The organism is Rhizobium indigoferae (assembly GCF_034554815.1).
Classification (GTDB): domain Bacteria; phylum Pseudomonadota; class Alphaproteobacteria; order Rhizobiales; family Rhizobiaceae; genus Rhizobium; species Rhizobium leguminosarum.
Map to the genome: position 1 here is coordinate 1,608,568 of NZ_CP140635.1, position 14,008 is coordinate 1,622,575.

13 protein-coding genes are annotated in these 14,008 nt (G+C 61.6%); 11 read left to right on the plus strand and 2 right to left on the minus strand.

Annotated elements, in window-relative coordinates:
• The first annotated feature begins 11 nt into the window (after positions 1-11).
• Together U5G49_RS08230 and exoR are read left to right on the plus strand one after the other, a co-directional pair.
• A complete protein-coding gene (locus U5G49_RS08230; protein ID WP_322790930.1) occupies positions 12-623 on the plus strand; it encodes a hypothetical protein in 612 nt (203 codons plus the stop codon).
• Positions 624-642: 19 nt separating this feature from the next.
• Entirely contained in the window at positions 643-1,446 is an 804-nt protein-coding gene (exoR, locus tag U5G49_RS08235; RefSeq protein ID WP_003558862.1) for an exopolysaccharide production regulator ExoR, read from the plus strand.
• Between the two features lie 15 nt (positions 1,447-1,461).
• On the opposite strand, the gene xth is transcribed toward exoR, so the two are convergent.
• On the minus strand, positions 1,462-2,253 hold the full coding sequence (gene xth, locus U5G49_RS08240) for an exodeoxyribonuclease III (RefSeq protein WP_028732045.1): 792 nt from the start codon (positions 2,251-2,253) through the stop codon (positions 1,462-1,464).
• A 229-nt stretch (positions 2,254-2,482) separates the two neighbouring features.
• Entirely contained in the window at positions 2,483-2,815 is a 333-nt protein-coding gene (gene erpA / locus U5G49_RS08245; protein WP_193443289.1) for an iron-sulfur cluster insertion protein ErpA, read from the minus strand.
• Between the two features lie 222 nt (positions 2,816-3,037).
• Here erpA and U5G49_RS08250 point away from each other — a divergent pair, with 222 nt between their 5' ends.
• From U5G49_RS08250 to tatC, 9 genes are all read left to right on the plus strand, one after another.
• Positions 3,038-4,255 carry a deoxyguanosinetriphosphate triphosphohydrolase gene (locus tag U5G49_RS08250; protein ID WP_193443291.1) on the plus strand — a complete coding sequence of 406 codons (1,218 nt, stop codon included), beginning with the start codon at positions 3,038-3,040 and terminating at the stop codon, positions 4,253-4,255.
• A gap of 65 nt (positions 4,256-4,320) precedes the next feature.
• Positions 4,321-6,078: an arginine--tRNA ligase gene (gene argS / locus U5G49_RS08255; RefSeq protein WP_028732043.1), complete on the plus strand. Its 1,758-nt coding sequence runs from the start codon at positions 4,321-4,323 to the stop codon at positions 6,076-6,078.
• Between the two features lie 62 nt (positions 6,079-6,140).
• Positions 6,141-9,425, plus strand: coding sequence for an SPOR domain-containing protein (locus U5G49_RS08260; protein WP_193443294.1), 3,285 nt, complete (start codon positions 6,141-6,143; stop codon positions 9,423-9,425).
• Between the two features lie 114 nt (positions 9,426-9,539).
• A complete protein-coding gene (gene nagZ, locus U5G49_RS08265; protein ID WP_026230555.1) occupies positions 9,540-10,553 on the plus strand; it encodes a beta-N-acetylhexosaminidase in 1,014 nt (337 codons plus the stop codon).
• Between the two features lie 18 nt (positions 10,554-10,571).
• Positions 10,572-11,429 carry a segregation and condensation protein A gene (locus U5G49_RS08270; protein WP_168299233.1) on the plus strand — a complete coding sequence of 286 codons (858 nt, stop codon included), beginning with the start codon at positions 10,572-10,574 and terminating at the stop codon, positions 11,427-11,429.
• The gene (scpB, locus tag U5G49_RS08275) at positions 11,426-12,142 is read left to right on the plus strand and encodes an SMC-Scp complex subunit ScpB (protein WP_130652275.1); all 717 of its coding nucleotides are present in this window, start codon (positions 11,426-11,428) and stop codon (positions 12,140-12,142) included. The genes U5G49_RS08270 and scpB overlap by 4 nt, the downstream gene beginning before the upstream one ends.
• A gap of 183 nt (positions 12,143-12,325) precedes the next feature.
• Positions 12,326-12,517: a twin-arginine translocase TatA/TatE family subunit gene (locus U5G49_RS08280; RefSeq protein ID WP_003538990.1), complete on the plus strand. Its 192-nt coding sequence runs from the start codon at positions 12,326-12,328 to the stop codon at positions 12,515-12,517.
• A gap of 51 nt (positions 12,518-12,568) precedes the next feature.
• The gene (tatB, locus tag U5G49_RS08285; RefSeq protein WP_047622273.1) at positions 12,569-13,180 is read left to right on the plus strand and encodes a Sec-independent protein translocase protein TatB; all 612 of its coding nucleotides are present in this window, start codon (positions 12,569-12,571) and stop codon (positions 13,178-13,180) included.
• A complete protein-coding gene (gene tatC, locus U5G49_RS08290; RefSeq protein WP_018241797.1) occupies positions 13,177-14,004 on the plus strand; it encodes a twin-arginine translocase subunit TatC in 828 nt (275 codons plus the stop codon). The genes tatB and tatC overlap by 4 nt, the downstream gene beginning before the upstream one ends.
• Positions 14,005-14,008 lie beyond the last annotated feature (4 nt).

Sequence of the window (14,008 nt, forward strand, 5' to 3'; positions counted from 1 at the left end):
CGTTCCAATTTGTGACGATTCAGCAACACATTTTTACGACGTTTGGCGTATGGTGGCGGCAGGGCGAATTTGTCCATTTCCCGCCACAAAGAGGGCGCAGCGCTATTCGCAGGCGAGGCGATGGCAGGCGTACGGTGCGTTTAAATAGTAGCATGGGTCGATTTTTTTCCGGGTACATCAGATCGTACGGCGCGATTGGCGACATTCGTTCGATTGCGGTCGTTTCGCTTTCCGAACAAGGCAGTTCCGGCCGCCAATCCGGCCTCGCGATGAAGTCGTCGATCCGTTCATTGTCGCTGTTTTCGACCCGCTCGGATGAGCAGCCCGGCTTTGCCGAAAATGTCGATACCGGTTTCGTCACATTTACTGTTTACGAATGCGATAAAGGCGGGAAGGCGAATACCGCACCTACCGAAAGAGTGCCACGGAGATTGCAGTCGAGCCATGCCGGGAGCCGGGTGGTTCTGAAGGATGGACTGAGAATATCGCCTTTGAGAAAAGGCCAGTGGGCTGGATGCGACGCGGGTAAAGGAGCCATGGAGCTCGCCGCGGGATCGCTCGCCTCGAAGAAATACATCCGCGGGATGCACGGTGCGAGCGCCGTTGCCGCCTGCCTGAGATGAGCGAAAGAAATCGGTTGAAATGGTGACGTCCGAGTTCAAACTGTTCAAATTCATGCTGATGGGCATGTCGATAGCCGTAGCGCTGGCGCTGTCCGGTCCGTGCCGCGCATTCGACATCAAAGGTGGCGTCAGCAAGGAATCCGGACCCTTCGATCTCTTCAAGTTCGGCTTCAAAGCCTATAAGAACGGCCAGAAGGAAGAAGCGGTCGAAGCCTATAAATACGCCGCCGAAAAGGGCCACACCGGTTCGCGCTGGGCGCTCGCCAACATGTATGCCGATGGTGACGGTGTCACGCAGGACGATTTCGAAGCCTTCAAGATCTACAGCGAGATTGCCCAACAGGGCGTCGAACCCGGCTCGGAAGATACGGGCTTCTTCGTCAACGCGCTGCTCTCGCTCGCCAGCTATTACAAGCATGGCATTGCCGGCAGTCCGGTCAGGATCGACCTCAGCCAGGCGCGCCAGCTTTATTTTCAGGTGGCCTCAACCTTTGGCGTCCCCGAGGCGCAGTTCCAGCTGGCGCAGATGATGCTGGCCGGCGAGGGCGGCAATGCCAGCCCGCAGCAGGCGAAGAAGTGGCTGAACCAGGCCCGCAAGAGCGGCCATCCCGGCGCCATGGCGGTCTTCGGCAATATTCTGTTCGATGAAGGCCAGACGGCCCGCGGTCTGGCGCTGATGACGGCAGCGCTCGACCGCTGCAAGCCCAAGGACTGCAGCTGGATGGAAGCGCTGCAGGAGCAGGCCTTCTCGGTAGCGAACGAGGCCGACCGCCGCACGGCGGTATCCCTCTCGCACACCATCGCGAGCGGTTCCGACGACTAAGCGCCGATTGGGCGCTCAGCCCGCGAAATCGAAATAAGCGATGACAGGCACGTGGTCGGACGGCTTTTCCCAGGCCCGCACATGTTTTTCGATCGCAGCCGATGTCATCCGGTCGGCGGCTTCCGGTGACAACAGCAGATGGTCGATGCGGATGCCGTTGTTCTTCGGCCAGGCGCCGGCCTGATAATCCCAGAAGGAATAGAACTGCGTCGCATCCGTCGTCGCGCGCACGGCATCCGTCAGCCCGAGATTTTCGAGCTTGCGGAACGCCTCCCGCGTCTGCGGCAGAAACAGTGCATCGTTTTCCCAGACCTTGGGATCGAAGCAGTCGTGCGGTTCCGGGATGACATTGTAATCGCCGGCAAGAACCAGCATGTCTTCATAGGCCAGCCGTTCGGCTGCAAACGTCCGCAGACGCTCCATCCAGGCGAGCTTGTAGGGATATTTCTCCGTTTCGACAGGATTGCCGTTCGGCAGGTAGATGCAGCAGACGCGCAGGATGCGCGTGTCGGACAGCGTGAACGCCGCTTCGAGGAAACGCGCCTGTTCGTCCAGCGGATCGCCGGGCAGGCCGCGGTTCACTTCGAAAGGTGAACTCTTGGAGAGGATCGCGACGCCGTTGAAGCCCTTCTGGCCGTGCGTTTCGACATGATAGCCGAGCGCCTCGATCTCCAGCCGCGGGAAACCTTCATCGACCGTCTTGATCTCCTGCAGGCAGACGATATCCGGATCGGAATCCTTGAGCCATTGCGTGAGATTGTCGATGCGCGCCTTGACGCCGTTGATGTTCCAGGTCGCGATCTTCATGGCTCTGTCCCGTTCCGCATCATGCATGTCGCCCAGAAGTGTGCAGCGGTTCTGGGATAACGACAGGCATAAAAAACAAAGAGCTAAAGCGCACCGCATGAATCAGCGTCGATGCAGCGCGCTTTAGTGCGCTTCTTTTATCGTGGTCTTTCACCGGCGGACAAGACGATAAACCGGCCGGAAGGAATTCTTCGGCCGGTTTGATGGGGAGTCCGTGCGTTTAAACGTTTCAGATCGAGAAACTGGTGCCACAGCCGCAGCTTGCCACCGCATTCGGGTTCTTGATCTGGAAGGATTGGCCAAGCAGATTGTCGACGAAGTCGATCTCCGAGCCCGCCATGTAGACGAGCGATAGGCTGTCGATCAGCACCTTGGCATCGTTCTTTTCGACGATAATGTCGTCGTCGTCAATCCTGTCAGCAAGATCGAACTTGTAGGAAAAGCCCGAACAGCCGCCGCCTTCGACGGAAACGCGCAACGCGCTCTTGCCAGCTTCGGCGCCGACGATCGCAGCGATACGCTTTGCCGCGGCATCTGAAAGGGTTACACTTGTATCCGTCATGTTTCCTCCTGCCGGGGTCAAGATCCGGAGAGAATGGGTTTTGGCACTTGAATGTTCAAATGCCTGATATCAAAGAAACTTACCATAATCTTCGCGAAAAGGCGATGATGCGCCGAAGCGGTTAAGAAAGCGCCTCTTTGCCGTTTCATCGACCTATAGGTATGAAGAGCGATAAGCGGCGTCAATGGGCAGATGCGGCAACATGCAGGATGACGGTGAAGAATGACGATCGATACGCGTGCTTTGGGTTTCGGCAGCAGTGAAAGGGCGGTCTATGCGGCCGATCCCTGGACGACGCGCGGACGGCTCTATCAGGAGGACGGCAGCCCGACACGCTCCGATTTCCAGCGCGACCGCGACCGCATCGTTCACACCACCGCCTTCCGCAGGCTGAAGCACAAAACCCAGGTCTTCATCGCCCAGGACGGCGATCACTACCGCACCCGGCTGACGCATACAATCGAGGTGGCGCAGATCGCCCGCGCTCTTGCCCGCGCCCTGAAGCTCGACGAGGATCTGGCCGAGGGCGTTGCGCTCGTGCACGATTTCGGCCACACGCCGTTCGGTCATACCGGCGAGGACGCGTTGCACGAGGTGCTGCTGCCCTATGGCGGCTTTGACCACAATGCCCAATCGCTGCGCATCGTGACCAAGCTGGAGAGGCGTTATGCTGAATTCGACGGCATCAACCTGACATGGGAAAGCCTCGAAGGTCTCGTCAAGCACAATGGTCCGCTTCTGACGCCTGAGGGAGTCGGCACGCGCGGTCCCGTTCCGCAACCGATCCTCGATTATTGCGAGCTGCACGATCTCGAGCTTGCAACCTGTGCCAGCCTCGAGGCCCAGGTGGCGGCGATCGCCGATGACATTGCCTATAATACCCACGATATCGACGATGGCCTGCGCTCCGGCTATCTGACTTTCGACATGCTGGAGGAAATCCCATTTCTTGCAGGGCTGATGGCCGAGGTGCGGGAGCGATATCCGCATCTGGAGGCCAGCCGCTTCACTCATGAGATCATGCGCCGTCAGATTACCCGCATGGTGGAGGACGTGATCGGCGTCGCGCAGCAGCGCCTGTCGCTCTTGCACCCTGAGAGCGCAGCCGACATCCGCGCTGCCGGCCAGGTTATCGCCAGCTTTTCCGAGGGGATGGCCGAGACCGACAGGCAGATCAAGGCGATGCTCTTCAAACGCATCTACCGCAATCCGGATATCATGCGCATCCGTGCCGGCGCCGCCCAGATCGTCACCGATCTCTTCGCCGCCTACATGGCCAATCCGAAGGAGATGCAAAGCCATTACTGGGTCGATCATATCGCCGGTCTGTCCGATGCGCCGAAGGCTCGCCATGTCGGCGATTATCTCGCCGGCATGACCGACACCTATGCCATCAGCGCCCACAGGCGGTTGTTTGACCACACTCCGGATTTGCGATAGGCAGCGGTCGCCCACGCCGAGGCCTGATTTGAGCCTTTGGCACAGCCTATGCATGGAAGAGTGCGATGAACCTTTTTACCGACTTCGAAGCCAGGATCAAAACCGCCCTTGAACAGATCGATCTGGTCAGGGATAAGCGATCCGAGCTCGATTTCGGCCGCATCACCGTCGAGCCGCCGCGTGACGCGAGCCATGGCGATGTGGCGACCAATGCCGCAATGGTGCTGGCAAAACCGCTTGGAACCAACCCGCGCGCGCTGGCTGACGTCATCATCGCCAAGCTGAAAGAGGATGCCGACGTCGCCGATGTCTCGGTCGCGGGGCCTGGCTTCATTAACATCCGTCTCGCCGTCGGCTACTGGCAGCGGCTGCTCGCCTCGATGATCGGCGCCGGCACCGACTACGGCCGCTCGACGCTCGGCAAGGGCAAGAAGGTCAACGTCGAATATGTCTCGGCCAATCCGACCGGCCCCATGCATGTCGGCCATTGCCGTGGCGCCGTCGTCGGCGACGCGCTCGCCAACCTGCTCGCTTTTGCCGGTTACGGCGTCGAGAAGGAATATTACATCAACGATGCCGGCTCGCAGATCGACGTGCTCGCCCGTTCCGTCTTCCTGCGCTATCGTGAAGCGCTCGGCGAAAAGATCGGCGAAATCCCCTCGGGTCTCTATCCCGGCGACTATCTCGTGCCTGTCGGTCAGTCGCTTGCCGCCGATTACGGCGTGCGTCTGCACAACATGCCGGAAGACCAATGGATGCCGATCGTCAAGGATCGCACCATCGATGCGATGATGGTGATGATCCGCGACGATCTGGCGTCGCTGAACGTCCATCACGACGTCTTCTTCTCCGAGCGAACCCTGCATGCCAATGGTGCGGCCGCGATCCGCACGGCGATCAACGACCTGACCTTCAAGGGTTACGTCTACAAGGGAACACTACCGCCGCCGAAGGGTCAGCTTCCCGAGGATTGGGAAGATCGCGAACAGACACTGTTCCGCTCGACCGAGGTGGGCGACGATATCGACCGGCCGCTGATCAAGTCGGATGGCTCCTACACCTATTTCGCCGCCGACGTCGCCTACTTCAAGAACAAGTTCGACCGTGGTTTCGACGAGATGATCTACGTGCTTGGCGCCGACCATGGCGGTTACGTCAAGCGCCTGGAAGCGGTTGCACGCGGCGTTTCGGACGGTAAGGCGAAGCTGACGGTGCTGCTCTGCCAGCTCGTCAAGCTCTATCGCAACGGCGAGCCGGTGAAGATGTCGAAACGCTCGGGCGATTTCGTCACGCTTCGGGACGTCGTCGAAGAAGTCGGTCGTGATTCGGTCCGGTTCATGATGCTTTATCGCAAGAATTCCGAACCGCTCGACTTCGATTTCGCCAAAGTGACGGAACAATCGAAAGATAATCCAGTCTTCTACGTGCAATACGCGCATGCTCGCTGCATGTCGGTCTTCCGGCAGGCGAGGGAGGCTTTTGCCGACCTCGATGTTTCGCCAGAGAATCTCGCGCAAACCGTTGCAGGCATTGGCGATCCGGCCGAATTGCAGCTCGTCGCCAAGCTTGCTGAATTCCCGCGTATCGTCGATGCGGCGGCCCAGTCGCAGGAGCCACATCGCGTCGCTTTTTACCTCTACGACCTCGCCAGTTCCTTCCACGCGCACTGGAACAAAGGTAAAGATCAGCCAGAATTACGATTTGTTAATGATAAAAACCGAGAATCAAGTATTGCCAGACTTGGGCTGGTGTACGCCGTCGCGTCGGTTTTGAAGTCGGGACTCGCCATTACAGGCACTGCCGCACCGGACGAAATGCGATAACGTCACCATTTCCCCACAATGCGCTGGCATTTGAGCGTTGGCGTTTGCGAGTGGGAATAGGCATGGCTGATAAACAACTTGCGTATGATACGCGCGGAAAAAACGATCTGTTTGCCGACGATGATCCGTTGGCTGAACTTGCCCGGATCGTCGGCTTCGAGCCGCGTGTTGCGGCGAATACGGTGACTGAGACCGCACGCCGCGAGCCCGCCCTCGATCTCGAAGACGAGCTTGGGCGCGAGTTCGACCGCTACGATTCGCCACGTCCGCTCGCAGAGCTCGACCGGCCCGCCGAGCCGTTCTCTGATGATGTCACTCCTGAAGATTACGTCGAGCCCGTTCTCGACGCTTCTCCCGCCGCCGAACGTGCGGAGGTTCCTGAGCCGGTTTCCGTCGCCCCGGTCGAGGCTGAAGAAGTCGAGGCTGAAGAAGAAGTAGCTTTGCCCGCCGCAGGGAATGGGGACGCATCTGCCGCCGACTGGGCGGAGCAGCTTTCCCCCGAGCCCGAGCCCGAGGCATCGGTGCAATCGGCCTTCGGCGGTGCGCGCGACCTGATCGAGGAGCTTGAGCTGTCGATTGGCGCAGCACCCGTTTCTTCGCTGGCGCAGCCCGCCAAGGCGCCGCAATGGTCGGCTGCCAGCATCAGGCTGCCGCTTGCCAATTTCCATGCACCGAAGCGCGATGAACCGGTTGTTTTGCCGGAGCCTGTGGCCGAAACGGTCGCAGCACCGGTTGCTGAGGCACCGTCCGCCGATCTTCCTGTGGTCGAACCGCAACCTGTCATCGAGCCGCCGGCGACCGTCGCTGCTATCGAGCCTTCCGAGGAATTCGAATCCGCTTCACCGTCGCTTGGCTTCCCCGCCGAGCTCGATCGCCATGATGAGGTGATCGCATCGGAAGAGACCGCCGAGGCCGAAGAATTCGTCGAGATCGAGGAAGAGCTGCAGGATTTCGGGTCCGATGCCGGTTTCGATCTCATCGCCGCCGCCGTCGAAGGCGAGATCCAGGCCGATGCCGCGCTGACCGAGGTCGTGCCTGATGTTCCGCACACCGCCGGCACGTTCGATCTTGACGATCTGCTTGCCGACGTCTCGCGTTATCCGGTGCCGCAACGTGCCAATCCGACGCCGGTCTCGCCGCAGCCCGCATCGATCGAGGCAGCGCCCGTTTCTGCTGCTCCCATGGCCGCCGCACCTGTCGAGCCCAAGGTGATCGCGCCCGCACCGCTCGCCGCAGCACCCGTCCAGCCTGCTCCGATCGAACCGGCTCCGGTCTATGCTTCCGAAGCCGCAAGGCCGATCGCGCCGCAGCTTGCCGAGGTCGTTGTGCCCCAGCCTGCCGCAACGGCATATTCGCGGGCGCCGCAGCCGGTGCCGGAAGCCGACGACCCCTTCGCCGGCCATGATTTCGAGCTGGATCTTGCCGGCATCGAGCTGGAGCTCGCCGACCTCGATTTCTCCGAGACGTCCGAGCCATCGCCGCAGCCAGAGCCGCCTGCACCTGCTCCCCAGCCAACCGCTGCCGTCGCTACGCCTCGGCCCGCGCCTGTTTTTGCGCCAGAGCCGCCAGCTCCTGCTTTCCAGCCGGCCGCTGCCGCCCCTGTACGGTCCGCTCCAGCCTTCGTTCCCGAGCCGCAGGCTCCAGCTCCGGCTCCGGCTTTCAACTGGGCGGCTGCCTCCGACTCGACCGAAGACCTGCCATTCGATCCGGCGATGATCTCCGATCCGGAGGATCGTCCCGAGACCGTCGACGACATGCACGTGCCGACGCTGCCGCCGGTCGAGCAGCCCGCGCCGGTCGCGAAAACTGCTGATTTCGATTTCGATCTCGACGCGGAGATCGCCAGCTTCTTTGAACCGGCCAAGCCGCGGCAAACGCCGACGCCAGTCCGGGATACGGCTGCGGCCGCGGCAACGCCGGTCAAGCCCACCATCGCCGATGGCCTCGATGATTTCGAACGGGCGCTGGAGGAGGATTTCCGCCGCAGCGTGCGCGAGCCGGTCGAGCGCCGCGAGACCTCCGAGGTTCGTATCGAGTCGGCAAGCCAGGCCGCTGATTTCAGCCGCGCCCGGTCGATGCGCCGGCTGCTTGCCGGGGCCGTCGTGCTCGTGGTCTTCGCCGGTGTCGCTTATGGTGTCTATTCCTCCGTCTGGAACGGCGAGGGGCTCGGCATTGTCGCGTCCGGCGAGCCGCGCGTGATCACCGCCGACAAGGAGCCGGTCAAGGTCGTTCCGGAAAATCCTGGCGGCAAGACCGTGCCGAACCAGGATAAGGCCGTTTACGACCGTGTTGCGGGTTCTGCCGAAGAGCCGAAGCAGAAGGCGCTCGTTTCTTCCGACGAGGCGCCCGTCGATGTTGTCCAGCGCACGCTGACACCGGAAGCGCTGCCTGAAGACGACGAGAACGCCAACGCTGACGATCAGGTCACGCCGACTGCGGTCGGTGAGACGGAGGATCCGCGTCTGTTGCCGAACCAGGACAATGCCGACAACGCTTCGGCAAGCGACGCCGACAAGACGCCGTCCGTTTCGCCACGCAAGGTCCGCACGATGATCGTCAAGCCTGACGGTACGTTGGTTGCCCGCGAGGAGCCGGCGCCCGTCGATCAGCCGATGCCGTCTGCCCAGCCGACGCAGTCTGCTCAGGCGACACAGTCTGCCCAGGCGACGCCGTCTGCCCAGCCGACACCGCCGGCTCAGCCGCCGTTGACGGCCCAGTCGACCCCGTCCGCGCAATCGACCTCGCCCGTGCCTCCAGTCGGCGGAACGGCCGCAAGCTTCCCGGCAAGCGCCGAGGTTGCTTCCGCCGATGCGCGTTCTGCAGCCCCTGTCGAAACTGCGCCGGCACAGCCGCCGCTCGCCGGCAGTGCTGATGCGCAGGCCGCAAATCCCGCTCCGGCCGCTCCGCCGGTGCGCCCGGTCAAGACCTCGGCGATTGCCGATACCGCGCCGATTCCGACCGCGCGTCCGGCCGACCAGCCCGTCAACGTCGTCGGCACCGTCACCGAGAAGGGCAATGTCCGGCCGCCCGCACAGCAGCCGAAGACGACTGAGGTCGCGGCCGCAGCTCCAGTCGCCGCAAAGCCACAGCAGGCCGCATCCGCCGGCGGCTACGGCATCCAGATCGCCTCGCTGCCTTCGGAAGACGAGGCGACCAAATCCTATGCCAACCTGTCGAAGAAGTTCGCCAGCGTGCTTGGCGGCCGCAGTCATGAGATCCGCAGGGCCGATATCGCCGGCAAGGGTACTTTCTACCGTGTCCGCATTCCGGCCGGTTCCAAGGACGAGGCCGCAGCGCTCTGCGAACAGTATCGCGCGGCGGGCGGAAGCTGCCTGATCTCCAAGTAGATCGGTTTTTTGAACAGAATATAGGAGCGGCGGGCCGGATCGGCCCGCCGCTCTTTTTTGTGCATCAGGCCCGACCTTGCTCGCATTTGGCCGGGCGCCGTCTATGATTCGGATATGACCGAATCAAAAGCGATGATCCTTGGCTGCAGCGGCCTTTCCCTCACATCCGAAGAGAAAGCCTTTTATCGGGGCGAACGGCCCTGGGGCTTCATCCTCTTCGGGCGCAACATCTCCGAAGCACGGCAGATCACCGATCTCGTCGCCGAACTGCGCGACAGTGTCGGCTGGCATGCACCGGTGCTAATCGACCAGGAGGGCGGCCGCGTCCAGCGCATCCGCCCACCCGTTCTAGCGCGTTATCCTTCCGGCCAGACGCTCGGCGATCTCTATCGCCGCGATCGTATGCTCGGCCTGCGCGCCGCCTGGTTGATGTCGCGGCTGCACGCCTTCGACCTTTCGAGCCTCGGCATCGATGTCGATTGCCTGCCGGTGCTCGATGTGCCTGTCGAGGGCAGCAGCAACGTTATCGGTGACCGCGCCTATGGCGGCGATCCTGAAACCGTCATCGCGATGGGAAGGGCGGTTGCCGCAGGGCTGAAGGCCGGCGGCCTATTGCCCGTGATGAAGCATATGCCCGGCCACGGTCGCGGCTTTGCGGATTCACATCTGGAGCTGCCTGTCGTCACCGTCTCGCGCGATGAGCTGGAACTCCATGATTTCCCGCCCTTTGTCGCGATGAAGGACGAGTTGATGGCCATGACCTGTCATGTCGTTTTCGCCGCCATCGACCCGGACAATCCGGCGACGACCTCGCGCAAGGTGATCGACGGCATCATCCGCGAACACATCGGCTTTAACGGTCTGCTGCTCTCCGACGACAGCTCGATGAACGCTCTTTCCGGCACGATCGGTGAACGCGCGGCGAATATCATTGCAGGCGGATGCGATATCGTGCTGCATTGCAACGGCAATATGGACGAGATGCTAGATGTCGTGGCAAATGTTCCGCCGCTCGCCGGCATATCGCTTGCCCGCGCAAAAGCGGTGGAAGCAGGCTTCGCGGCGCCGGATACATCAGATGAAGCGGAATTGAGGGCGGAATTCGAGGCGATGTTTGCGACGGTCTGATCGTAAGGGAGTAGCTAGGTGAGCACGGTCAAGGGCACGGAACGTCCGCAGGCGGCGACGCCGATGGACAAGTTGTGGCAGGATAACGGTGCGGAGCGCGCCAGCCACGAGCCGGCGCTGGTGATCGACGTCGCCGGCTTCGAAGGCCCGCTCGACCTGTTGCTCTATCTCGCCCGAAACCAGAAGGTCGACTTGTCGCGCATTTCGGTGCTTGCGCTCGCCGAGCAATACCTGCTGTTCATCGAAAGCGCCCGGCGTATCCGCATTGAGCTTGCCGCCGACTATCTCGTCATGGCAGCCTGGCTTGCCTATCTCAAGTCGAAGCTGCTCATTCCCCAGCAGGTCAAGGATGACGGCCCTTCCGGCGAGGAGCTGGCGGCAACACTCGCCTTCCGCCTGAAACGTCTCGAAGCCATGCGCCAGGCGGCAGACGGCCTCGTCAACCGCAACCGCCTCGGCCGCGATATCTTCGTGCGCGGCGCGCCCGAGCATATTCCCGACCGGCAGCAATCCGCTTACGCAGCGAGCCTCTACGATCTCCTGACCGCCTATGCGGCGCTGCGCCAGCGCCATGCCGTCACTCAGGTGACGATCGAGCGGCGCACCGTCTGGTCGCTGACCGATGCACGCGAGCTGCTGACCCAGATGATCGGCGAGGTCGCCGACTGGACGGCGATGGAGCATTATCTGCTGCGTTATCTCGCAGCGCCTGAAGAACGCGTCACGGCAATCGCCAGCGCCTTTGCCGCCTCGCTGGAGCTGGTGCGCGAGGGCAAGCTCGAAATCCGCCAGGACGGCGCCTTTCAGCCGATATACATGCGCCGCGGTCCGAAACATGCCACGCTGCAGGTGGTGGAACAGGAGCGGCCGGTTTGATCGACCTGAGGGGCGAAGAAGATTTCGAAGGCAATTTCGAAGGCAGGGGCCGCGACCTGCAGGCCGAGATCGAGGCCGAGCGCATCGCCGAGGCGCTGGTCTTCGCCTCCTCGCAGCCGGTCTCCGAAGGCTTCCTCGCGGAGCGCCTGCCCGAGAAGACCGACGTGCATGCGATCATGCTGCGCCTGAAGGAGCAATATGCGCCGCGGGGCGTCAATCTTGTGCAGGTCGAAGGCGCCTGGGCCTTCCGCACCGCCGCCGACTTGTCCTTCGTCATCCGCCGTGATGACAATGAGGTGAAGAAGCTTTCGCGCGCCGCACTGGAAGTGCTGGCGATCATCGCCTATCATCAGCCGGTGACCCGTGCGGAAATCGAAGATATCCGCGGCGTCCAGACCTCGCGCGGCACGCTCGACGTGCTGATGGAGGCGGGCTGGGTGCGCTTCCGCGGCCGCCGGCGCACACCGGGCCGGCCGGTGACATTGGGCACGACACGCGATTTCCTCGACCATTTCGGACTCGAAGAGCTGCGTGACCTGCCCGGTCTCGAAGAGTTGAAGGGAGCGGGCTTGCTGTCGGGCCGCATTCCGGCGAACTTCAATATTCCCTCGCCGTTGATGAACGACGAACTGACCGAGGACGAAGACCCGATCACCCAGATGGACCTCGAGGAACTGGGGTTGCTGGCACCGCGTGGCACCCCTGAAGATTGAGGGGCTTGCGTCTTGCTTTTGCCATGCATGGCGAAAACAATGGTGGCCACCACTTTTCGATGGGTCGATGGCTTGTCACAAAGGGCGATACCGTGACATTAAGCTCAATCCAAAGGGCTTGATGTTGGAAACGATGTTGGAAATCCTTACATCGTGGGAACATAGAAACAGGGAGTTAGCGTAATGGGTTCTTTTAGCATGTGGCACTGGCTGATCGTTCTGGTCATCGTGCTGTTGTTGTTCGGTCGCGGCAAGATTCCGGAACTAATGGGCGACGTTGCCAAGGGCATCAAGAGCTTCAAGAAGGGCATGACGGACGAAGACGCGCCGGATACGGCAAAAACCGTCGATCACAAGGCCGACGAAACGAAGTAACCAAGTCCGGGAAAAAGCGCAGCCCCCGCGCTTCCCGTCCAGGAGCCTTGCATGTTCGATATTGGCTGGACCGAGCTTTTGGTCATCGCGGTCGTACTGATCGTGGTTGTCGGTCCCAAGGATTTGCCGCCGATGCTGCGCGCTTTCGGCAAGATGACGCAGCGCGCCCGCAAGGTCGCGGGCGAATTCCGTGCGCAGTTCGATGAAGCGTTGCGCGAAGCGGAACTTGACGATGTCCGCCAGACGATCAGCGACGCCCAGAAACTCAACCCGGTCAACAGCCTGCGCGAGGCGATGAATCCGCTTCGCCAGATGGGCAACGAGATCAAGGCCGACCTGCAGAAGTCGACCACGGTCACGGAGAACAAGACCGAGGTGCCGCCCGATGCTGTTGCAGCCCCGACGCCGTCGATGAGCTTGCCGGAAACGCCGCCATTGGTAGCGACACCTGCGCCGTCGGAACCGGTCGCAGCAGCGATTGTCCAGGCCGATGCTGTTGCCGCTAAGCCGAAGGTCGTGCGCAAGCCGCGCGTCAAGACTGCCGACAAGGTCGATGCTGCGGCCGCCGTTGCCGTGCCTGTGGAAAAACCGAAACGCACGACGGCAGCCAGGAAGCCTGCAACGCCGAAGAAGCCGGCGCAGACGAAGAAGGACGAGGCATGAGCGGTGACATCGAAGACAAGCCGCAGCCGTTGATCGAGCACCTGATGGAGCTGCGCACGCGGCTGATGTGGTCGATCGGCGCGTTTTTCGTCGCCTTCATCGCATGCTTCTTTTTTGCCAAGCATCTCTTCAACTATCTGGTCATACCCTACAAGACAGCCGTCGTGTGGGCGCATCTCGACGTCGAGAAAGCCCAGCTCATCTACACCGCGCCGCAGGAATTCTTCTTCACCCAGGTCAAGGTGGCGATGTTCGGCGGCCTTGTGGTCGCGTTCCCGATCATTGCCGCCCAGGTCTACAAGTTCGTGGCGCCGGGTCTCTACAAGAATGAGCGCCAGGCTTTCCTGCCGTTCCTGATTGCCTCGCCGGTCCTGTTCCTGATGGGCGGCGCGCTCGTCTATTTCTTCTTCACGCCGATGGTCATGTGGTTCTTCCTGTCGATGCAGCAGGCGCCAGGTCATGACGAGATAGCAATCTCGCTGATGCCGAAAGTCTCGGAATATCTGAGCCTGATCATGACGCTGGTCTTCTCCTTCGGCCTCGTCTTCCAGCTTCCCGTCGTCACCACGCTGCTTGCCCGTGTCGGTCTTCTGACGTCGCAATGGCTCGCCGAAAAGCGCAAGTTTGCCATCGTCCTCGCCTTTGTCGTCGCCGCCGTGCTGACGCCGCCGGATCCAATGTCCCAGATCGGCCTTGCGATACCGACGATCCTTCTCTACGAGATTTCCATCCATGCGGCGCGACTCGTGGAGCGCCAGCGTGCCCGGCAGGCGGTCGAAAAGGAAACCGGATCCGCAGACGTTGCCAAGACGGACAGTGTCTGAGCTG